Genomic DNA, 21,851 nt, shown 5'->3' with positions numbered 1-21,851 from the left:
AATTTTGGTGGACCATGGACGGGGTGTTCCGAAAGGGCCATTCTTCCATGTAGTTAAATTGGAGCGTATTTAGCAGGTCTGGGGATCTCCCCGGACTTGTTATTTTTCAGCCAGGCCTGTTAACGATATTTTAACAAAACCTACCGGCGGGTGTACTTAATTTCCCGTGGCATCCATGACCGCCGATACAAGTAAGTTCAATATAAATTTTGGAGAGTTATCAGCCCTGGCCCGATGTTTATCGGGCTAATTTTTTGCCGGACCGCGATTTGTTAATCGCTTGTTGCTGTTGACCGTGCGCAGATAGGGGCTGAGCCGTAGAAGATTTATCCCCGGCCTGTCGGGAATATTCCGTAAATTATAGAAGAGCGTTTTTTGAATGTTAATGGAGTGGTTCAATAAAATTAAACGTGTTGGCCTTCAACCCGACCACAGGGAGGGTGATGTAAAGCGTTTGATGGTGGTAAACTCATTCAGCTTTATCACCGCCCTGCTTTGCACCTGCTGTGGCGTGAGCCTCGCATGGATTTCGGGCGACTGGTCCATTTTCTACACCGCGCTCGGCTTCGTAGGCGGTTTCTTGTCTGTACTCGCTTTCAATCGCGTCGGCCGGTACGCTACGGCCAAATTCACCCTCATGCTCGTGTTTTGCCTGGTGATGCTGTATTATGGCGCCACTTTCGGCGAAAGCACGCAGGTACATTTCCTGGGGCTTTTCCTCATCGGGGTGCCCCTGCTCATCTGCACCCCGAACGAAAAAGAACTGCGCTGGTACTGCCTCTGCCTCATCGCCACCTGCCTCATCCTCCTCGAAACCAATTATTATTTCCAGCTGGTGACACCCATGGCCATGACGCGGGACGAACTGTATATTTTCCGGTGGATGATCATGTCGGTAGTGCTGGCGCTCAATTATATGGTGATCAGTTTCTACCAGATCAATATCTCCGGCCTCGTGAAACGCCTGCACAAACGCAACGAAACGCTGCTGGAGAAGAATAAACTGGTGAACGACAAGGAAGCCGAACTGAAAGCGGCGAACGTGAAACTGTCGGCGTACAACGAACATCTCGAACAGGAGGTGAGCGACCGTACCAAAGACCTCCTGGCCAGTAACATCGCCATGGATGACGCTATCCAGCACCTCAAGCGCAGCAACCGCCAGCTCCGCGAACAGGATAAAATGCTTACCGCGCAACTGAAACTGCTGGAAGAAGCGCGGGAAGAGCTCACCAAAGCCCGCGACGCCGCGGAAAAAGCCAATACCGCCAAATCCGCTTTCCTCCGGGAAATCAGCCACGAAATCCGCAACCCGCTCAACGCGGTCATCGGGATGACGTACCTCCTCCTCAACGAAGCCGACAACCGCAACCGCATCCCGCAGCGCGTGCTGGCCTACATCGAAAGCATCAGTACCAGCGGCCATAGCCTGCTCGAAATCGTCAACAACGTACTCGAGCTCGCCCGCATCGAAGCCGGAAAGATCGACCAGGTGCAGCCCGAACCATTCGACCTTCGCGAATGGCTCCGCGGCATTTCGACCATTTATCAGAATGCGGCGCAGGTCAAAGGCGTGGCCATCCAGTTGCAGATCGACAATCGCCTGCCCGGCATCGTTCGCGGAGATCGCATCCACCTCACCCAAATCGCCAATAACCTCCTCGGCAACGCCATCAAATTCTCCCCTGAAAATAAAAAGGTAACGCTGCACGTCTTCCGCCGGGAACCGGCGCACTGGTGCATTCGCGTGTCTGACGAAGGGATCGGCATCCCGGAAGACAAGCAGCGCATCATCTTCCAGCCGTTCGAACAGGCGGATGCTACCATCCATGAAACTTACGGCGGCACCGGCCTGGGCCTCACCATCACCCGGCGCATCGTGGAAATGATGGGCGGCACCATCTCCGTTCGCAGCACGCCGGGCATGGGCACCGCGTTCACCGTTACCCTGCCGCTCGTGGAAGAAGACGCCATGGCCGGAATGGAAGTAGCGGCCGGTCCGCTGGAAACGCAGGCGGAATACCAGTCGTTCCCCTCGGAAACACGCGTGTTGCTCATGGAAGACAGTGAGATCAACCAGCTCATCATGGAGCGCTTTTTCTCGCATGTGGGCATCAACCTGCACATCGCAGGAAATGGGGAAGACGGGCTTCGCCTCGCACGCGCCGTGCATCCTGACATCATTATCCTCGACATGCATATGCCGCGCATGAGCGGCCGCGAAGTGATCGTACAGATCCGGAAAGATCCTGACCTGAAACATATTCCCGTCATCGCCATTTCGGCCGATGCATTCCGTGAACAGCAGAACGAGGCCAAAGCCGCGGGCGTGAACGAGTATCTCATCAAGCCCATCGAATTCGACCGGCTGTATAACGTCATCGACCAATACATCCGCCAGGCGCGGCAGCAGGCGCCCTTCCCGTTGCGCGTCATCCGGGCGAGCTAGTTTCCCAATGAAAATTACAAAGCGGGCAGATCGGCCCAGGTGGTTTCGGCGATCACGGACTCGTCGTCGGGCTTCGCTTTGCGGACGGAGTTCACGGTCCAGTACGCCAGCTCGTCGGAGGGGATGGAGTATGACAGGATGGATTTGATGCCTTCATCCGTCAGGTCGGGGCGCAGCCATTCCTTTTCCAGTTCGCGGGGGAGGATGAGCGGCATGCGGCCGGCGTTGTCGCCGCCGTTGTGGATGCGTTTCATGACATCGTTGGCTTCGCGGGTGATGAGCGTGAAGGTGCCGGGGATTTCGCCGGTTTCGGGATCGGGGAAGTGCGACCAGGCGTAGAGGCCGGCGATGAAGAAGATGTCGCGGTCTTTGACGTGGATGTAATAGGGGATCTTATTTTTCCACCCGGGCACTTCGCGGTGTTCGAAGAAGCCGGTGGCGGGGACCAGGCAGCGGTTTTTGCGGATGCGGTTCCAGTAGGCCTTGGTGTCGAGCACTTTTTCGGAACGGGCGTTTACCATCCATTTCCTTCCCTTCTTCACTTCTTCCGGTGTTTTCATGTAGTTGGGGATCACGCCCCATTCGAACCTTTTGAGCTTGAATTCTCCATTATCCTGCATTACCACCGGCCATTTGGGGTACGCTTGCGCCACTTTGTGGAAAGTGGGCTCGAAGTGAAGGTCCAGCTGGCCCATATCTTTGAGTTCGGGCAGATAGTCGAACACGGAGGCGATGCTGGCGGAGAAGGAAAGGTCGTAACACATGGGATCAGGTTTTTTCGATGTCGGAGAAGGGTATTTTGATTTCTTCCTGTTTCGTTTTCAAAGTAAGGAAAAGTTCGCCAAACTGGATGAACAGCGATACGTGGAGGTTTTCCTTCCGATCGGGCTTCCAGTTGGTATGTGCGCGGACGTACTGTTTGATAGCCGCTCCTGTTGCGGGATCGGGGCTCCATTTGCGTTTGGCGAGCAGGCCCACGTAGATGGCGTATCCGTCGGGTTGTGCGGCGGCTGCGAAAAGGCGTTCCCGGTCGGCCGCGTCGTTCCCATCATATACGCGCCGCTGCGGATCGTCGGCGATGGCTTCGAAATGCGCCCGCGCCTCTCCGATATTCCTGTAGGCCGAAATGAGGAATGCTGCCTTCAGCGAAGGGTGCATGCCGCGGGGATATTGCTGGCGTACGAACCATCGGTGCCCCGCTGCCAGGAGCCCTTCCAGCACGGCGGGCCGTAATATGGCGAGCGGGTTGTGCATTATTCCGCTTTTGCTTTGATGATTTCCTCCAGGCGCGTAGTGTAGCATGGCGAAAGCCGCTCCTGCCGCAGCGCCCATTTCCTGTCTCCTCCCTGCACCGCGAAACGCAGCACCGGTTTGCCGGCGAAGTGCCGCGTGATCCCGTCGAGCGCCTGCATGAGCTTGCGTTCCTTTTCGTGGTCGGTGGCTTCGAAGATGTTTTCCTGCACCTGCGAATCGGGCACAAGGTCCATCGCGATGATGCCGGTTTTCTTGTAATTATATCCGGGCTTGAAGATGCGGTCGAGCCCCAGGAGCGCCTGGCGGATGAGCTCCCGCGTGCTGCTGGCGGGCACTGGCAGGCGGAGGTTCACGGAGCGGTGGTATTGCGCGTCTTGCCCGCGGAAATTATTCGTTTGAACAAACACCTGTATGATGCTGGCCCGCGAGCCCTGTGCCCGCAGTTTCTGCGCAGCTACGGCGGCGTAGTTGCCGAGGGCTTCGCGGATATCGTCCTTTTCGGTGAGCAGCTGACCGAACGAGCGCGCCACGCAAACCGCTTTTTTCGCCGGCGCCGACTCCTCCAGCCCGATGTTCGGAATGCCGCGGAGCTCATGAACCAGCCGCAGGCCCAGGACGGTCAGTTCCCGCCGCGCAAAATCATCGGGCACGCGGGAGAGGTCGAGCGCTGTGTGGAACCCTTTCTGGTGGAGCATGGCGGCATATTGCGCCCCGATGCCCCAGATGTCTTCCACTTGCGTGGCGGCGAGGACGGCCGTGGTTTTTTCGGGGGTGTCGAGCACAAGGAAGCCTTCGGGTAATCTGGATTTTTTGACGGTCCGGTTGGCCATCTTGGCGAGGGTTTTGGTGGGCGCCACGCCAACGGAAACGGGCATCCCGACGTGGTGCAGTACCCCTGTGCGGATGGCCGCGGCCAGTGTGGCGGGGGAAGCATGGCCGGTGACGTCGAGGAAGGCTTCGTCGATACTGTAGACCTCCATCTCCGCCACGAAGCCCGCCAGCACCTGCATTACGCGCTGCGAGAGGCTGCCGTACAAGGTGTAGTTCGAGGAAAAGACCGCGACCTGGTGCCGTTCCAGCAGCGCCTCCATGAAGAATGCCGGCGCGCCCATGCGGATGCCGAGGGCTTTGGCTTCTTCGGAGCGGGAAATCACGCAGCCGTCGTTATTGCTGAGCACCACCACCGGCCTGTGAAGGACGGCCGGGTGGAAGAGCCTTTCGCAGCTTACGTAAAAATTGTTGCAGTCAACCAGGGCGATCATAATGCTAATTTTATTAGCAAATATAGCTAAAAATATTGGCCAATTATCCGAAGTGCGCCACGATCGCATCGGCGATGCGGCCTACCAGCGCGGAATCCGGCGGGGTAGGGCCCTGGGAGATGGCGCGGAGGCCGTCTTCCTCGTCCAGCTCAAAGATCACCAGCCCGTCGCCCGTATCCACATGAAACGCCATGCCGTAGCCTTTCACGAAAGGCTTCACTTCAAAGCGGCGCCCGTCCACCGAAATGGTAAAAATTTCCATGGGGCAAATATCCGCCATTCCGGGTATAAATACCTTATGCCGGGCGGCACGGGGTTCCTGGTAAATCTGTTATTGGTGTATGCAGATGAAGTGGGGGGATTTCCTGACCGGCGCCGGTCACCTGCTGGGGGGAGCCGTGACCGGAGTGCCGGGTGAGGAAAGAAGAGGCGCATCAGTTCAGTAACGCCTGGATTTTTGTGGTCAACTCGAGTGGACTGAAAGGCCTTATTATGATTTCTTCCGCTTCCATGCCGAACCAGGAAGAAATACTGTCCATAACGAAAGAGGCGGGCAGTATCATGATAACAGGCAAACCGCGCCGCCCTCGCTGGGCACGCAATTGCGCTGAAAGTTCATCTAAATCGGGGAAAGGCAACTTCAGATCGGCGATCACCAGGTCGTAATCATACGAACCCAATAACATGGCCGCTTCTTTTCCGTTGTATGCCAGATCTGCAAGGTGTCCTTCCTTCTTAATGATCAGCTCTACGACATGGATCATTAATAAATCGTCTTCAATTACCAATATCCTTTTCATATACGGGTCACTGTTGAATCCATTGCAGCACAGGCATACGACGGCCTGCCGCGCACGCGGTACGTTTTATTATATGCTGCTAAAATGGAAGTTTCAATAAAAATAGAGGCGAGTATACAGGTATACGTCTGAATCTTTTATATGGCTTTCCGATAATATTCAATCTACTAGGTATAAGCCGGTCAGACCCAACTTTGCATATACTGTGCCAAAGTTTTCATTGGTTAATGCGCATTAACAAGCCTGCCGGATAGGTTTTGAATGCGGACATTCCTATCTTTGGGCCCGAGTTCTTTACCCAATTCATATTTTCCATAGCGTGGTAGCCGGCGAAAGCCGGATTTAAAAAGGAACCGTGTGCAAATCACGGGCTGTCGCGCAACTGTAAGTAACTGCCAGAGTTACCGCCCAAGGCGTTCATTGTCCTGACCTGAACAGGATGAGAAGAACGGCGGTAATGTTACAAGCCAGGATACTTGCCCGCTATGAAAGATCTTGCTTTCGCGATTTGAAGCAATGGTCGGGACCGTCATGGGCAACATATGCCCCGCCGTTCCATGCCTACTCACATTTCCTGAAAGCGTACGAAAACCGTAAGGAGCATTAATCCACATTAATGTCTTAAAAACGTTTTTGCTATGCTGAAACACACCCTCGGCTACCCGCGCATGGGAGCCCAACGCCAGCTCAAGAAAGCTTGCGAAGCTTACTGGCAAGGCCGCATCGGCCGCCAGGAACTGACCGTCACCGCACAACGCCTCCAGGAAGAACAATGGCGCCTGCAACAAGCCGCAGGGATGGACCTCATCCCCTGCAACGATTTCAGTTACTATGATCATGTGCTCGACATGTCGCTCCTCGTCGGCGCCATCCCCGACCGGTACGCGCCCGTGGTCACAGACGTGCCGCAGAACACCGAAACCGACCTCGCATTCGCCATGGCACGCGGATGCCAGGACCACGGCCTCGATCTCACCGCCATGGAAATGACCAAGTGGTTCGACACGAACTATCATTACATTGTGCCGGAATTCCGCAAAGACCAGTCGTTCCGGCTCTTCTCCAACAAAGTGTTCAACGCCTTCGACGCTGCGAAGCACCAGCTGACCGCCACGCCGAAACCCGTGCTGATCGGCCCCGTGTCTTACCTGCTGCTCGGCAAGGAAAAAGAACCCGGGTTCCACCGCCTCAGCCTGCTGCCCCGGCTGCTCCCCGTTTACATCGAAGCGCTGCAACGCCTGCGCGACCGCGGTGCTGCATGGGTGCAGCTCGACGAGCCCTTCCTCGCCACCGACCTCCCCGAAGGCGCGGCGGATGCTTACCGTTACGCCTACACGGAGATAGCGAAACATTGCAAAGGCGTCCGTACCATGGTGACGACCTATTTCGAAGGGCTCCGCGACAATGCGGAACTGGCCGCTTCGCTGCCCGTGTGCTGCCTGCACATCGACCTGGTGCGCGACCCCGGGCAATTGGAACAACTCCTGCCCCTGCTATCGCCGAAAATGTCGTTGTCGCTGGGTTTGATCGATGGAAGGAACATCTGGAAAAACGATTACCGCCGCTCGCTGCCGTTCATTCAAAAGGCAGTCGGCCAATTGGGGGAAGACCGGGTGATGATAGCGCCGTCGTGCTCCCTGCTGCACACGCCGGCCGACCTGGAGTTGGAAACGCAGCTGGATGAAGAGCTGCGCTCCTGGATGGCGTTCGCCAAACAGAAGCTGCAGGAAGTGGGGGAGCTGGACAGGATATTCCACGGCGAAGATGCCCTGCTGTCGGCCAACGAAGCGGCGATCGCTGCGAGGAGCGCATCCACCCGCATCCACAAACCCGCCGTGAAAGCACGCGTGGCCGCCATTTCGGAGCGCGATGCGCAACGGTCGTCCGGTTTCGGGCATCGTCAAACATTGCAGCAGCAAAGGTTCCGGCTGCCGATGTACCCCACCACCACGATCGGTTCGTTCCCGCAAACGGCGGACATCCGTGCGCTGAGGGCGGCTTTCAGGAAAGGCGATCTTACACAATCACAATACGACGAATCGCTGGAATCCGCTACCCGGGAAACGATCCGGCTGCAGGAAGATATCGGGCTGGATGTGCTGGTACACGGCGAATTCGAACGGAACGACATGGTGGAATATTTCGGGGAAAAGCTCGAAGGATTCGCGTTCACGCAACACGGCTGGGTACAGAGCTACGGCAGCCGTTGCGTAAAACCGCCGGTCATTTTCGGTGACGTGAGCCGGGAGCAGGATATGACCGTTCGCTGGTCGGTGTTCGCGCAATCGTGTACCGCGCAGCCGATGAAAGGCATGCTGACCGGGCCGGTAACCATTTTGCAATGGTCGTTCGTCCGCGACGATCAACCCCGCTCCGAAACCACGGCACAAATCGCCCTGGCGATCCGCGATGAAGTGGTGGCGCTGGAGCAGGCGGGGATCGGCATCATCCAGATCGACGAGCCCGCCATCCGGGAAGGGTTGCCCATCCGCAAGGCCGACCGGGAACGGTATCTCGACTGGGCCGTGCGCGCCTTCCGCGTCTCCGCATCGGGCGTGCAGGACGGAACACAGATCCACACGCACATGTGCTACAGCGATTTCAACGACATCATCCGCCACATCGCGGAGATGGACGCAGATGTGATCACGATCGAAACGTCGCGGTCGCAAATGGAATTGCTGGAGGCTTTCGCGGATTTCAAATATCCGAACGAGATCGGGCCCGGTGTGTACGACATCCATTCGCCGCGGGTGCCGTCTGTAGCCGAAATGGAATTTCTCCTGCGCAAGGCCGCCGAATATCTGCCGGCACGCAACATCTGGGTGAACCCGGACTGTGGCCTGAAAACCCGGAGGTGGCCCGAAACGGAAGCCGCGCTCCGCAATATGGTCGAAGCTGCGAAAGCGGTGAGGGCCGGTGTGAAGGAAGCGATTTGACGATGATAAAAAGAGCCGCGCTGGAAACAGCGCGGCCTTGTTTCGGCTTCATTGATAAGACCGGATCACGTTCCAGCCATACCATCTCTTCATAGAAGCGTCTTTAATAAACTTATCGTGCGACTGAAAACAGGTTGCATCATAATCCTCCCACTCCGCGATACTTGTGGAATGGCCGGTACCCCAGCCATTTCGCCAATACTGCCAACAGGCGGAACGCCCATTTCTGCAGCGTTACCGGAACGCCGGCCATGTAGCAATGGTCCGGATACCGGTGCAAGGTAGCCGCCAGTTGCAGGAAGCAGGGGATGCCCCTGCGGTTGAAAGCGCCTTTCTGTGATAACGACCATAATGTTTCGAGAATACTTTCCCACTGCATGGCGGGTGCGATCTCGTAAGTGAAATGCAGTGGCTCCGTAAGACTGCCGTTGCGCCATGCATGCGCGGTGCCGGGGGGTATCACTACCTGGTCGCCCGCGTGGTACAACCGCGACGTGTTGCCGGCTTCCATCCACAGGCTGCCGGAATGAACGATGAACTTTTCTTCCTGCAGCGGGTGGCGGTGGCGATGGGCGCCGCAAGCCGTTTCACCGCCGGGGCCTACCACAGCGGCGATCTGGAGGTAAGCGCCGCCGGTGCTGGCGTGTGTTTGGAGAAAAGTGAACTGCTCCTGGTTGTAAGGGTTGTAAATAACGGATCCCTGCCGTACCATGATCGCGCGGTTTTGAGGTCTTTGTACGGCAGCAAAAATAAGTGCGGCAAGAACCTTGCCGCACCGGTAGTAATACTTAATTATATGGGTAATGATGCTTAGGATTTGTCCATCGCGCGCCAAACGAGCGCCGCGGCGATGCCGCCAACGATGGGGGCTGCGATGAAGAGCCAGAGCTGCGAAAGGGCGTTGCCGCCGGCGAAGATGGCGGGGCCGAGGCTGCGGGCGGGGTTAACGGAAGTGCCCGTGATGGGAATGCAGAAAAGGTGGATGCAGGTGAGGGTAAGACCGATGGCGACGCCGGCGGTGGTGCCGTTGCCCCATTTGCCGGTAGCGCCGAAGATCACGAACAGGAACAGGAAGGTGAGCACTGCTTCGGCTACGAACGCCGAGGCGGTGTTATATCCTGCGCCGTACCCTTCGCCCCAGCCGTTGGAGCCCAGGGCCCATTCGCCGAGTTGCCAGCCTGGAAGCCCTTTCTGGATGGTCCACAACACCCATGCGGCGATCACTGCGCCGATGCATTGGGCGATGATGTACCCCAGCGCGTCGGCCGCCTTGATCTTGCCGGCGGTCAGCATGGCGATGGTAATGGCGGGATTGATATGGCAGCCCGAGATGCCCCCGATCGCGTAACACATCACGAGCACCGCCAGCCCGAAAGCGAAAGCGATCCCCAGCAACCCGATACCCGCAGGCCCGGAGGCGCTCACCCCCGATACCACGGCCGCGCCGCACCCAAAAAATACCAGGGCGAACGTGCCGATCATTTCCGCAAAATACTTGGTGGAAGACTTGATTTCCATGTGGGTTTGAATTTTGGTTACCATTAATACAAACCAACCCCCGATATTGTTCTGCCTCTAAAACGGGGATTTGCGCACGCCCGTAGCCTCGATGGCGAACCGCAACAAGCTGTTTTTCCCGGAAAGCGATAACTTCCGTGTAATGTTCATCCTGTGGTTGCTCACCGTTTTTTCGCTGATGCCCAGCTCTTCGGCGATCTCCCGGCTCGACTTGTAAGCCGCCACCAGGTGGATGATCCGGAACTCCGAAGGCGTAAGCATGGCCATCATTTCCACCGCGCCGGTAGGCGATTTGTGCTTTTGCCGCAGCAGGAAGGTAGACATCTCCGGACTGATGTACGCGTTCCCCGCCGCTACCGAATGGATGGCGTGGATAACATCCACCACCGCATTTTCTTTCAGCACATACCCCATGATGCCGATCTCCAGGGCTTTCATGAAAGCGTCTTTCACTTTGTGCATGGTCAGCAGCACGATAGGCAGCTCCGGCTGGTGAAGCAAGGCCTCCTCTGCCACCTGGAGCCCGTTCAGCTCCGGCATGTCGATGTCGAGAATGGCAACGTCTGGCCGTTTGGACCGGATGCCTTCTGCCGCATCGCGGCCGTTGGCGGCCTGGTAAATGACGCGGAAATCGCCGCCGGATTCGATCACTTCCCGAAGGCCTTTGAGGAAAATCGGATGGTCGTCGGCAATAAGGATATCAAGTGTTTTCATGATACGAAATGGGAATGTTGACGGAGAGCGCCGCGCCCTTGCCCTCGCCGGGGTGAATGATGAACTGGCCGCCCATGATCTGCACGCGCTCACGGATGCTCAGCAGGCCGAAGCCGTTTTCGTTCGCGTTCCCGAAACCGACCCCATCGTCCGTCACCACGATCTTTATCAGCCAAATGGCCCGGTGCACGCGCAGGGTGCAGCGTGTGGCGCCGGAATGCTTCACCATGTTGTTCAGCAATTCCTGCACGATGCGGTAGATATTGATTTCGTTTTCGGGGGAAAAAAGATGGTCGATATTGTCGATCCCTGCGTCCATCAAGATGTTGGCGCCGTCGCCGGTTTCTTCCGCCAGGCTCTGGATGCTTTGGGTAAGGCCCATCATTTCCATCTGGTAAGGCCGCAGGGAGTAGGAAATATTCCGGATTTCCTGGATGGTATCCGCCACGTTCCCGGCGATGTCCCCGGAAATGGACTGCGCGTCGTTTTCGGTTTTGTTGCGCAGGAGGAGCAGCCGGTTTTTGATGAGGATGAGCTGCTGGCCCACACTGTCGTGCAGCTCCGACGCGATACGCTTGCGTTCGTGTTCCTGCATGCGGATCATTTCTTTGGAGAACGCGCTGCTTTGTTCCATCGCCTGGAGCTGGAGGGCTTCTTTCGCGCGTTTGTAGAAATTCAGCTTGCTGGTGAGCGCCCACGAAAGGATGATCGCTTCCAGCGCCGTGCCCAATTGCGCCGCATGCCGCGTGAATGCGTTATCGGGCAGCAATCCGTTGTCCCGCAGGTTATATACCACGCCGAATACGATGAGCAATCCGAATCCCGCCAGGAAATACACGGCCGGCGGGAACCCTTTCACATACACTGAAATGCCCGCCGCGAGCCAATATGCGAAGGTGACGTAAATCGCGGCCTCCAAAACGATGTACATCACCGGCCAGGGAACGAAAAGGGCCATCACCGGGATGGCGATGAGGAACACGGTTAGCGGAACGCGCAGTTTGTGCACCAGCGGCGCGTGTTCTTTCACCCGTAAGAAAGTGTTGGTGAACAACACGCCGAACAGCATCCCGCCGGGCAGCACGGTCGTCATTTCGTTGAGCCAGCGTGCGCTGGGAAAGAAGACGGCAATGTAGTTGTTGAGGACGAGGGTGGACAGGCCGGAAAAGAGGATGTACAATACGTATAGCAGGTAGGAAATATCGCGGAGGGTGATGAAGGCGAAGAGGTTGTAGATCATCAGCGCCAACAGGATGCCGTAGAAAATACCGTGGATGAAATCGTCTTCGTGCTGTGTTTCGAGGTGATATTCGATGGCCGCCACTTCCATGCGCAGGCGCATCACGGCGTTGCCGGTTACCCGGAGATAATAGGTGGTGCGCTTTGCCGGCGGCGCGTGCATCGGCAACAGGGGCATGTTGGATTGGATGATACGCCCGTCTCCCGCAGCGCCCGAACGGTAGCGGACGTTGCTGAATTGCCCGGGAATGGTTTCATGATAGAGATCGATCTCCTGCAGCCCCGCCGAAGCGATGGAGAGATACAGCGTTTCATCCACCGGGTTTTCTACATCGAACTTCACCCACCATGCCGAGGAAGTGGCGCCGGGAACGGCTACCGCATCCGCAGATCGCTTGAAATCCCCGCTGCGCGCCACTACGTCGCTGATCGTGAGCTGTTTCCCGGGATCTTCCAGCAGCAAAGGATACGCGATCTTTTGCGGCGGGATTCCCGGGCGCGGGGCGTCCGGAAAAACGGGGTGGAAAAAAAGCAATCCCGGCAGGAGGAAAAATAAGCTGCGCAACATGTTGTGGCAAAATTACGATTGGTGTGTACAGGGGCTATAGGTATTGTTACCCATAAGGTGCAAAGGTAAGCCGCGCGGGAAGGAAATGAAAATAGATTTAAAGTGTTGAAAATCAGTTGTAAAGAGCTAGATAAACTTTCAGCGCGATGCTGGATATCATCGGGGCAGACGAAGCTGCAGGGAAATTTCCGGGCAGGGTGGCGGGAAATCTGGCGGCACGACCGCTGGCTGGCATACTGTTGCGAAGGGTACCACCCTCCGCAGGAATCATATTGATTGTAATATTCTTCCGATCGGTTAAAAAGGACGGAGCCGAGGGGGAGCTAATTAATGGGCAATGATCGGACTTCTGTTGGCTTGTTATAATTGCAGGAAACAAATATTATTTTTGATGAAATAGTTACCCATTCAATTACTGCAATTGTATATGATCACACTTTTACGGCTATACGGCCAAACCAGCAATAATTTTATCCAGCATATCCATCTCGATGCTTTTTGCAGGGCCAACGGGTTGGAATACAAAAGCCCGCGGATGAATAAATATTACGGAACATACCCCGGTTTGCGATCTGCAGGTTATGGTGATTCAGTATTGGGAATGAAAATCCAGAAAGCCCTTTCCTTCAAGCCTACCTATCATTTCAATAAAGAAGACAACCAGGAAGTGTATGAAAAGGATTTGCTGACAGGCCGGAAAATGTATTGCGAAGGCTGGTTTTTCCGCTCACCGGATGAAGTGATCAGCCGGTATATCCCCATTTACAAAGAACTTTTCCGGCCTGCTTTTGATACCCGGCCCCTTGTGGAAAAGTATTTACAGGCACCGGATGGCGAAGTAAGGATTGCGGTGCATATCCGGCGGGGGGATTATAAAGAATGGCTTGGCGGGGCGTATTACTTCGAAGACGAAGTTTATATCGATAAAATTCAACAATTGCTTACGTTGCTGAACCGGCCGGCTAAAATTATCATCTTCACGAATGAAACCAATTTAAACCTTCCGGTATACAAATCGGCGTTCGGGGATGTGGTGGTTTCCGGCAAATCCGTGGCTGAGGATCATTACCTCATGTCGCAGTGCGACTACATTCTCGGGCCTTTCAGCACATTTACTTTGTGGGCCAGCTTTATTGGCGAAACAAAATTTCATCATTTTTTCAAAAAGGATGAAACAATAGAACTCGACCGGTTTCGGATATGCCGTGGCAATTGGTGGTAAGCGAGACGGCCATTCGGTTGCCGGAAGCATGGCTGCTGCGGCTTCCGCTTGTCCGGCCGCCAGCGTTTCCCGGATCGCCTGGCATTACGCCGTAACATCTTCCGCTCCTACGATCCAATCATTTACATACGTGCGAACGGCCGAACCGGACATCCCGATCTGGAAGGAGCGTACGCTTCGTCAACGGGAACGGGGAATTCGTCAGGTTTAAAGCCCCTGGAAGGTATTCACGGATTGGAATTCGGCGAGGTATGCGCGCGGAGATCGTCCTTTCACGCTTTTGAACACGCGGTTGAAATTGGTGATGCTGTTGAAGCCCGCCTTGTACGCCGCTTCTGAAATGCCGTCGGGGTTTACGGTCTGGGTGAGGCTTTTGCAGGCTTCGTTGATGCGCACTTCGTTGAGGAAAGTCACGAAACTGCGGCCCGTATGCCTTTTGAAATACCTGCAAAACGCCTGTGGCGTCATGTAGGCAACGGCCGCCACTTCGTCGAGCGTAACGTGGGTGTGATATCGTTGCATAACGAAATGGAGGATCCTCCCCAGCCGCATCCCTTCGCTTTCTGACAGGTCAGCAGAATAATCCGCAGGGCACAGCCGCTCGGTGTGCCGCAGGTTTTGCAGCGAGGTAAATACATCGAGAAAACGTTGTAACGCATCGAGCCCAACGGCATCGTGCGCCGATTCTATCAGCTTCGGCAATTCCGGGCACTGCGCGATGTCGGTTTTAAAACCATGCTGGTTAGCCTGGAGCCAGGTTTTCAGCATTTTCATTTCCGGCAGGTTGAAAAGCCCGCCAATCGTGCCTTTGATGTTAAAGTACAAAGACGATGCCTTGATGGATTTACCACTGTCTGCCGCAAAAAATTCAGGATTGCTTTTGAACAGGTGCGGCAGGTTGCTGCCGATGAGGAAAACGTCGCCGGCTTTGAAAGCATGCATATTGTTCCCGGCCAGCAGCATGCCTTCTCCACGTTCCACGAGCGTGAGCTGGTACTCGTCGTGCCGGTGGAGGTGCGGATAAAAATGCGGCTGCTCGATCCGCTCTGCGATCACACTTTTGTTATCTGGATAGAGTATGGTAAACGGTAATACTTTCATAACCGGGATGCGTCCCTTAATTTACGCTTTTTACCCCATCCATGGATCTTAAAACCCGGATCAGGTTAAAATCCGGTAAGTTATGGTCAAAATCGGTCTGGCGAGAAGGCGGAAACGTCCATGACAGGGGGTTGTTCCGCAATCAATTGACTGACAACCAATCCGGTAGCCGGACCGAGGCTCAGCCCCATCATGCCGTGGCCGGTTGCCAGCACGAGGTTTTTCAGTGTTTTGCTAAAACCGATATAAGGCAGTCCATCAGGTGAAGAAGGCCTGAAACCATGCCAAACCTCCGCGGCAGCCGGCATTTTCACGTGCAGGTTCGGAAAATAGGCGGGGATGGAAGACACGATGCCTTCCACGCGGTTCATATTCACCTTGTCGTTCATCCGCCCGAGCTCCATCGTTCCCCCGAAACGGATCCGTCCATCCATCGGTGTAATAGCGACCCGCGCTTCGCAAAGCAGTGCCGGCACCTCCACGATCCCGCCTGGGTTATGCTGTAAGAAAGAGTATCCTTTTCCCGGCATGAGCGAAAGGCCGATGCCCATGGTCCTCGCCACCTCCGGCGACCACGCCCCGGCCGCCAGCACGAACCTGTCGGCCGTAAACTTCTTTCCACCGGCCAGCACCGATTTTACGATGCCTTTTTCAATGTCTACCCCGTCGACTTCGTGCTGCTTCAGGATGGAAACGCCGTTTTCCGCGAGGTGTTTTTGCAGCGCGTCCATGAGCGTCATGGGCGTGAGGTGGCTGTCGCAGCGGTAATGAACGGCGCCCAGTACGTCCAGTTCGAGCCCGGGCTGTAGGGCTTTGCATTCCGCGGGGTCCAGTACGGCCATGTCCAAACCCAACGCCCTGGCGTCTTCCACGAGGTGCGATTCCTCTTCAGCGGTTTTTTCCGTTTTGAAGAAAGCGAGAATGCCCCGGTGCCGCAACCCCATGTCGAAACCGGGTTGCGCCGCGAGTTCGGTGTACAACCGGTGGCTCAGCAGCGACAGGTCGCGAAGGGGCGCGGCGGAACGTTTCACATGCTTCGCATTCGCATGTCTCATAAATTGTAACCCCCAGCCGATCAGCGCCCGGCTGAACGACGGTCTCACGTAAAAAGGACTTTTGCTGTCGAACATCCAGCGGATGCCGCGGTTGATCATGCCGGGCGAAGCCATCGGCACGAAGTGGCTGGGCACGATCATGCCTGCGTTGCCGTACGAGCAGTTGCCGGCAATATCTCCCTTGTCGAGCACGGTAACGCGGTGGCCGTCTTTGTTGAGGTAATACGCCGAGCACAGCCCAACGATGCCTCCGCCGATGATAACGATATCTGCCATGGAATAGACTTAAATAACCTGGAAACCGAATGCGTAAGGATCGTCTGCCTCGTCGATGCGGATGTTGTTGTACCCGTAAACCCTCGCCCAGCCTTCAATGCTGGGGATGATGGCGGGTTTGCCGGCGAGCTCGGCGACGGCTTCCACGCGACCGGTGAATTTGCTGCCGATGAAACTTTCGTGGATGAAGGGCTCGCCCTGCCGGAGTTTCCCCTTGGCGAACCATTGCGCCATCCGGGCGGAGGTGCCGGTGCCGCAGGGCGACCGGTCGATCGCTTTATCGCCGTAGAAAACGGCGTTTCGTCCGGAAGATGCGGGATCGATGGGCGCGCCGGTCCACTGGATATGGCTGCAACCATTGATGGTAGCGTCTTGCGGATGCACGAACGTATGCGCATCGTTGATCCGCTTGCGGATTACCTGGCTCCATGATACGAGTTGCGCGGCAGTATGATGTTCCAGCCCGCGGAAATTCTCCTGCGGGTCGATGATGGCGTAGAAGTTGCCGCCATAGGCTACGTCGAACCGGAGCATGCCCAGGTCCGGACATTCCACCTGCAGATTTTCGGCGGCGAGGTACGAGGGAACGTTGCGGAGTTTGACGGATTTCACTTTCCTGCCTTCCTGCTGATACTCGATGACGATGAGGCCTGCGGGTGCTTCCATACGCACGGTGCCGGGGATTTTCGGCGTCAGCAGCCCTTCCTCGATGGCGATGGTGATGGTGCCGATGGTGCCGTGGCCGCACATGGGCAGGCAGCCGCTCGTTTCGATGAAAAGCACGGCCACATCGTTCGCAGGGTCGTGCGGCGGGTAAAGGATGCTGCCAGACATCATGTCGTGGCCGCGGGGTTCAAACATAAGCCCGGTCCGGATCCAGTCGAATTCCCTGAGGAAATGCTGGCGTTTCTCGCTCATACTGTCGCCCTGCAACAGCGGGCCGCCGCCGGCTACGAGGCGGACGGGATTGCCGCAGGTATGCGCGTCTACACAAAAGAATGTTTTCGATATCATTTTCTTGCACAGGTTAAATCGGTGATACGAATGATATTGAGCGGGTTGGAGGACTTCAATTCGTCTGGCAACAACTCATCCGGCCAGTTCTGCCAGGCCTGCGGGCGAACGAACCGGGCCACGGCGCCCTGGCCCACGGAGGTGAAGCGGCTGTCTGTGCTCGCGGGGAAAGGGCCGCCATGCTGCATGGCAGCGCAAACTTCCACGCCGGTGGGCACGCCGTTGAAGACGATCCTCCCCGCCAGGTCCGCCAGTTGCTGAATGAGGTGCTCGTGTGCGGGAAGTTCGTCCGGTTCCCCCATGACGGTAACCGTCAGTTGCCCGGCGAGCGCCGCGGCGGCCAATTGCAGTTCGCGCAAATCCTCCGCTACCACTACCATCGCATACGGCCCGAATACTTCTTCCTGCAAATGCGGGTTGGAAAGGAAATCCCGGGCGCTGACCTGCGTGAGCCGCGCGCGCGTCGGGAAATGGTCCGTTCCGGAAGCGGGGGCGCTTTCGGCCAGGAGCGTCACTCCGTCCGCGCTGGTCATTTGGGTAGACAGTTGATGATAATGTTGATGGATGCCCGCGGTGAGCATGGGAACGGATGCGGTTTCCCGGATGGAATTTGCCAGTGTGGTGGTGAAAGTTTGGAGGGCGGGCGTTCGCAAAGCGAGTATGAGACCGGGTTTGGTGCAGAATTGCCCGCCGCCCAGGGTGATCGATCCGGCGAGTTGCGTGGCAATTTCCACCGCACGTTTTTCCAGCGCAGCGGGTAAAAGCAGTACGGGATTGATGCTGCCCATCTCCGCGAAAACGGGAATGGGAACTGCACGTTCGGCTGCGAGCTTTTGCAACGCCAGTCCACCTTTTAGCGAACCGGTAAACGCGACCGCTTTCGTAGCCGGATGTTTCATCAAGGCCGCGCCCACTGTATGCCCGTCATCAAATAATATGGAAAAAACACCTGCCGGCATGCCGCATTTTTCAATGGCGGATTGGATGGCAGCCGCTACCAGCGCGCCGGTGCCGGGGTGCGCGGGATGCGCTTTCACGATCACGGGGCAACCGGCCGCGAGAGCCGAAGCTGTGTCGCCGCCGGCCACGGAGAACGCCAGCGGAAAGTTGCTGGCCCCGAAAACCACGACAGGCCCCAGCGGAACCAGCATTTTGCGGATATCCGGCGGACCGGTATGGGTCACGGGTTGCACCCAGGAACCTTCTTCCACGAGGTCGGCGAAAAGCCGAAGCTGTGTGGTGGTGCGACCGAGCTCGTTGCGCAGGCGCGTGAGCGGAAGCCCGCTTTCCGCCGAAGCCCTTTCCGTTATTGCGTTTCCGTCTGATTCGATTTCTTGAGCGATGGTACGGAGGAAGAGCGCTTTTTTATCTTTCCCGACACGGCGGTACGATTCGAAAGCGGCGACGGCGGCTTGCATCGCGGATTCCACATCCGCAGAGGCAGCGCAGATGAACGAGCCATCGAGCAGCGCGCCGGTGGCTGGGTTCACGGCCTGGAATGAATGAAGGCCGATGCTATTGGACGTTTGCATGGATGTTGAGATAGTCAGGTAAAATGGGGCGTGTTGCCAATGCGGTATCGATCACTTGCTGAACGGTTTCGCGTTCCTTTCCTTGCAGCTGAAGCCTTGGCGCGCGCACGTTCTCCGTGCCGATACCGGTGCCGGCTGCGGCCAATTTGATGTATTGGACGAGGCGGGGATGGATGTCCAGCTCCAGGAGCGGCATAAACCAGCGGTAGATTTTCAGCGCGGTGGCGATGTCTCCCGATTTGACGAGCCTGAATATGGCCACGGTTTCGCGGGGGAATGCGTCTACCAGTCCTGCCACCCAGCCGTCTGCGCCGAGCACGAGGCTTTCGAGGGCGAGGGGGTCTACACCGGTGAGGATTTTATATCGGTCGCCGAAGCGGTTGATCATGCGGGTGATGTTGATGACATCGCGCGAGGATTCCTTCACCGCCTGGATGTTTTGATAAGGCAGCAGTTCCTCGAACATCTCGAGCGTGATGAAAATCTTGTAGTCCACCGGGTTGTTGTACAGCATGATCGGCAGGCTGGTGGCGGATGCTACGGCCTTAAAGAAAGCGAGCGTTTCGGCATTGTCTGCGTAATACCGCATGGGCGGCAGGAGCATCAGTCCGTCTGCGCCCCAGGATTCCGCGTCGGCCGCCAGTGCGGTGGCGGCGCTGGTGGTTTGTTCGGCGATGTTGACGAGGATAGGGAAGCCCTTCGGCAGAAAATCCCGCGCGGCCAGATACAGCTGCTTTTTCTCTTCGTTGGTGAGCGTGCTGGCTTCGCCGAGGGATCCGCCGATGATAATGCCGTCTACACCCGCATCGAGCTGCGCGGCGAGATTGATTTTCCACATGTCGATGTCCAGTTCGTCGGACGGAGTGAAGGGAGTCAGAAGGGCGGGGAAAACGCCGTTCCAGTTAAACTTGCGCATAAACCTTTGTTTGGTTCAAAGGTAGGGGAGGCCGTGGGCGCGGATGTTACGGGATTTAACTGGAAGTTGACGGATATTGACCGGTTTCCTTCCGCCCGTATACCCACAACAAAAACGCCCGCGGATTGCGGGCGTTTTGGCGAACAAGTCGCTGTATTATTTACTGCTTTCGTGATTTTCCTGCGGGTTTGGGCGAGGCCTGTTGCGCACCGTCAAAATGGAACCAGTTGAAATCGGCGAATCCGCCTTCGCCGGCGAATGTTTCGCTATAATTGAGGAGGGCAAACCGGTTTGCGGTCCAATCCAGTCCCAGCCCCATTTTCAATGTGTCGCCGAATGGCAGGAAATGCTTTCCGTCGGTGCTGTACGAGAAAGTTGCGAGAAAGCCGACATGGGTGACTTGCGCCCTGATCCAGATTCTGGTGTGCGGGAACCGGGGAATACTATCGATTACCTTTCCATCGTTCACCATGATGAGCATATTCCCTTCACTGTTTTTCCGTATCGCGATATAGGCATATGGAAACTGGAATACTCCGAAACCTGCCACGTTTCCCGCTTTCAGCTGGCTTACGTCCATTTCTACGGTGCCTGCCGATGTGGGGCCCTGGACCCGCTGCGTCAATGTATTGCGGGCAGATTTGAGGTCGGCCGCGTATGAAGCCTTCAGGCGCAGGTGCCCTTTCCTTTCCCCGAGCGACCATTTACTATTATCCGGGTTATGGTTCCACTGCCATTGCAATCCCAACGTCCGGGTATTGAATTCATCGGAAGTGGCGGGGTTGGCGATGGGGTAGGTTTTGCCGACATGTGGCTTTTTGCCTGCGGCGTATCCTTTTCCATGGTCGCCGAGGATGGGCCATCCATCTTCCCAGGTCACGGGCATCAAATGCGGTACACGGCCGATGGGGCCACGGTCTTGCATGATGATGAACCACCAATCCCCATTCTTCAACTGCACCATTCCGCCCTGGTGAAGGCCGTTGTTGGGATAGGAGCTTTCGTCCTGGTAAATTACCTTGCTTTCGTACGGGCCTTTAATAGACTTGCTGCGCAGGCACATCTGCCAGCCTTCTGTTCCGCCGGCCGGGTTGGTGATGTAATAATAGCCGTTGATTTTGTACATGTGCGATCCTTCCATGCTATAAGCCGGGTAATGCGCGGTAGAGCCCTGCGGACGGGGGACACGTCCCTTCCAGATGGGTTCGGCATTGAAGGGGCCCTTTACGGAAAGCGCGTCGGCATTGAGCTCGGTGAGGTAAAGCGTGCCCGCACCATGGACCACGTAGACGCGGCCATCGTCGTCGAAGAACAGCCCTGGGTCGTACATGTAATCCGGAAAGATGGTACGCTTCCAGGGGCCTTTTACATCATCGGCCACGCAGATGGAGAAATACCCGCTGTCGGCCCCCCATCCTCTCGGGGTGCAGAAGCCGACGTAGAATTTCCCGTTATGATGGCGGATGGTGTTGGCCCAGGAGCCGTTGAGGTACATGGTGCCGCCCTGCATGTCGAATTTGGGATTTTCGTCGTATCGCGCCACCGCATAGCCGGCCATTTCCCAGTTCACGAGGTCTTTGGACCGGAGGATGGGACTCCCCGGCACGTAGTGCATGCTGGTGGATACGAAGTAGAAATAATCCCCCACGCGGATGACGTCAGGGTCTGGCCAGTCTCCCCACAGGAACGGGTTTTTGAACGTGCCGTCCCCGTTATCGGCGGTGTAAACGGTTGGCTGCTGTTGCGCGTGGAGATGGAGGTGCCCTGCGCAAACGAATGCGAAAATGATAAAGAGTAGCTGCTTCATAAAACTGGTAAATGTTCATTCCGCCTTGCCGGATGCGTTACCCGCGGCGGCTGGCGGAACGATCAAAGTTAGGATAAGCGATCCGACCGGAACAGGGACGATTTTGATAAAAACCGATGGTTTATTTGCAGGGGCTGGTCCATTCCCATCGATTTCCTGCCGTGGAACTGTCGGGGTCGGCTGTA

General features: G+C 56.5%; 18 protein-coding genes and 1 riboswitch. Of the genes, 3 read left to right on the top strand and 15 right to left on the bottom strand.

Going from position 1 to position 21,851, the window contains the following annotated elements; all coding sequences use genetic code 11:
- Positions 1 to 457 precede the first annotated feature (457 nt).
- On the top strand, positions 458 to 2,449 hold the full coding sequence (locus EJ361_RS05990; RefSeq protein ID WP_164714104.1) for an ATP-binding protein: 1,992 nt from the start codon (positions 458 to 460) through the stop codon (positions 2,447 to 2,449).
- A gap of 14 nt (positions 2,450 to 2,463) precedes the next feature.
- On the opposite strand, the gene EJ361_RS05985 is transcribed toward EJ361_RS05990, so the two are convergent.
- The 5 genes from EJ361_RS05985 to EJ361_RS05965 all read right to left on the bottom strand — a co-directional run bounded on the left by EJ361_RS05985 (position 2,464) and on the right by EJ361_RS05965 (position 5,765).
- On the bottom strand, positions 2,464 to 3,213 hold the full coding sequence (locus EJ361_RS05985; RefSeq protein WP_126244443.1) for an SOS response-associated peptidase: 750 nt from the start codon (positions 3,211 to 3,213) through the stop codon (positions 2,464 to 2,466).
- Positions 3,214 to 3,217: 4 nt separating this feature from the next.
- Complete coding sequence (locus EJ361_RS05980) at positions 3,218 to 3,703, bottom strand: hypothetical protein (RefSeq protein ID WP_126244442.1); 486 nt, start codon at positions 3,701 to 3,703, stop codon at positions 3,218 to 3,220.
- On the bottom strand, positions 3,703 to 4,965 hold the full coding sequence (locus EJ361_RS05975) for a Y-family DNA polymerase (protein ID WP_126244441.1): 1,263 nt from the start codon (positions 4,963 to 4,965) through the stop codon (positions 3,703 to 3,705). Before EJ361_RS05975 ends, EJ361_RS05980 begins: the two co-directional genes overlap by 1 nt.
- A gap of 43 nt (positions 4,966 to 5,008) precedes the next feature.
- Entirely contained in the window at positions 5,009 to 5,227 is a 219-nt protein-coding gene (locus EJ361_RS05970; protein ID WP_126244440.1) for a hypothetical protein, read from the bottom strand.
- Positions 5,228 to 5,399: 172 nt separating this feature from the next.
- A complete protein-coding gene (locus tag EJ361_RS05965) occupies positions 5,400 to 5,765 on the bottom strand; it encodes a response regulator transcription factor (RefSeq protein ID WP_126244439.1) in 366 nt (121 codons plus the stop codon).
- Between the two features lie 302 nt (positions 5,766 to 6,067).
- Positions 6,068 to 6,263, top strand: a riboswitch (cobalamin riboswitch).
- A 140-nt stretch (positions 6,264 to 6,403) separates the two neighbouring features.
- Between EJ361_RS05965 and metE the strand changes: the two genes are divergently transcribed.
- Positions 6,404 to 8,704 carry a 5-methyltetrahydropteroyltriglutamate--homocysteine S-methyltransferase gene (metE, locus tag EJ361_RS05960; RefSeq protein ID WP_126244438.1) on the top strand — a complete coding sequence of 767 codons (2,301 nt, stop codon included), beginning with the start codon at positions 6,404 to 6,406 and terminating at the stop codon, positions 8,702 to 8,704.
- 139 nt (positions 8,705 to 8,843) lie between these two features.
- Here the strand turns inward: metE and EJ361_RS05955 are convergent, their stop codons facing one another.
- The 4 genes from EJ361_RS05955 to EJ361_RS05940 form a co-directional block, all read right to left on the bottom strand.
- Positions 8,844 to 9,416, bottom strand: coding sequence for a cupin domain-containing protein (locus tag EJ361_RS05955; RefSeq protein ID WP_126244437.1), 573 nt, complete (start codon positions 9,414 to 9,416; stop codon positions 8,844 to 8,846).
- Between the two features lie 98 nt (positions 9,417 to 9,514).
- On the bottom strand, positions 9,515 to 10,222 hold the full coding sequence (locus EJ361_RS05950; protein ID WP_126244436.1) for an MIP family channel protein: 708 nt from the start codon (positions 10,220 to 10,222) through the stop codon (positions 9,515 to 9,517).
- A gap of 57 nt (positions 10,223 to 10,279) precedes the next feature.
- Positions 10,280 to 10,936, bottom strand: a complete 657-nt coding sequence (locus tag EJ361_RS05945; protein ID WP_126244435.1) for a response regulator — start codon at positions 10,934 to 10,936, stop codon at positions 10,280 to 10,282.
- The gene (locus tag EJ361_RS05940) at positions 10,923 to 12,743 is read right to left on the bottom strand and encodes a sensor histidine kinase (protein ID WP_126244434.1); all 1,821 of its coding nucleotides are present in this window, start codon (positions 12,741 to 12,743) and stop codon (positions 10,923 to 10,925) included. The genes EJ361_RS05945 and EJ361_RS05940 overlap by 14 nt, the downstream gene beginning before the upstream one ends.
- Before the next feature lie 805 nt (positions 12,744 to 13,548).
- Between EJ361_RS05940 and EJ361_RS25555 the strand changes: the two genes are divergently transcribed.
- Complete coding sequence (locus EJ361_RS25555) at positions 13,549 to 13,965, top strand: alpha-1,2-fucosyltransferase (RefSeq protein WP_164714103.1); 417 nt, start codon at positions 13,549 to 13,551, stop codon at positions 13,963 to 13,965.
- 207 nt (positions 13,966 to 14,172) lie between these two features.
- Here EJ361_RS25555 and EJ361_RS05930 read toward each other — a convergent pair whose 3' ends face one another.
- The 6 genes from EJ361_RS05930 to EJ361_RS05905 all read right to left on the bottom strand — a co-directional run bounded on the left by EJ361_RS05930 (position 14,173) and on the right by EJ361_RS05905 (position 21,666).
- Positions 14,173 to 15,066, bottom strand: a complete 894-nt coding sequence (locus EJ361_RS05930) for an AraC family transcriptional regulator (RefSeq protein WP_126244432.1) — start codon at positions 15,064 to 15,066, stop codon at positions 14,173 to 14,175.
- An 86-nt stretch (positions 15,067 to 15,152) separates the two neighbouring features.
- The gene (locus EJ361_RS05925) at positions 15,153 to 16,397 is read right to left on the bottom strand and encodes an NAD(P)/FAD-dependent oxidoreductase (protein ID WP_126244431.1); all 1,245 of its coding nucleotides are present in this window, start codon (positions 16,395 to 16,397) and stop codon (positions 15,153 to 15,155) included.
- Between the two features lie 9 nt (positions 16,398 to 16,406).
- Positions 16,407 to 17,411 carry a 4-hydroxyproline epimerase gene (locus EJ361_RS05920; protein ID WP_240646553.1) on the bottom strand — a complete coding sequence of 335 codons (1,005 nt, stop codon included), beginning with the start codon at positions 17,409 to 17,411 and terminating at the stop codon, positions 16,407 to 16,409.
- A complete protein-coding gene (locus EJ361_RS05915; protein ID WP_126244430.1) occupies positions 17,408 to 18,943 on the bottom strand; it encodes an aldehyde dehydrogenase (NADP(+)) in 1,536 nt (511 codons plus the stop codon). Before EJ361_RS05915 ends, EJ361_RS05920 begins: the two co-directional genes overlap by 4 nt.
- Positions 18,927 to 19,859: a dihydrodipicolinate synthase family protein gene (locus tag EJ361_RS05910; protein WP_126244429.1), complete on the bottom strand. Its 933-nt coding sequence runs from the start codon at positions 19,857 to 19,859 to the stop codon at positions 18,927 to 18,929. Before EJ361_RS05910 ends, EJ361_RS05915 begins: the two co-directional genes overlap by 17 nt.
- Before the next feature lie 160 nt (positions 19,860 to 20,019).
- Entirely contained in the window at positions 20,020 to 21,666 is a 1,647-nt protein-coding gene (locus tag EJ361_RS05905; protein ID WP_126244428.1) for a glycoside hydrolase family 43 protein, read from the bottom strand.
- Between the last annotated feature and the right edge of the window lie 185 nt (positions 21,667 to 21,851).

The sequence above is a fragment of the Chitinophaga rhizosphaerae genome, from assembly GCF_003958645.1.
Lineage (GTDB): Bacteria > Bacteroidota > Bacteroidia > Chitinophagales > Chitinophagaceae > Chitinophaga > Chitinophaga rhizosphaerae.
The sequence above is the reverse complement of the archived record's forward strand: the minus strand, read 5'-3'. Positions and strand labels throughout refer to the sequence as shown.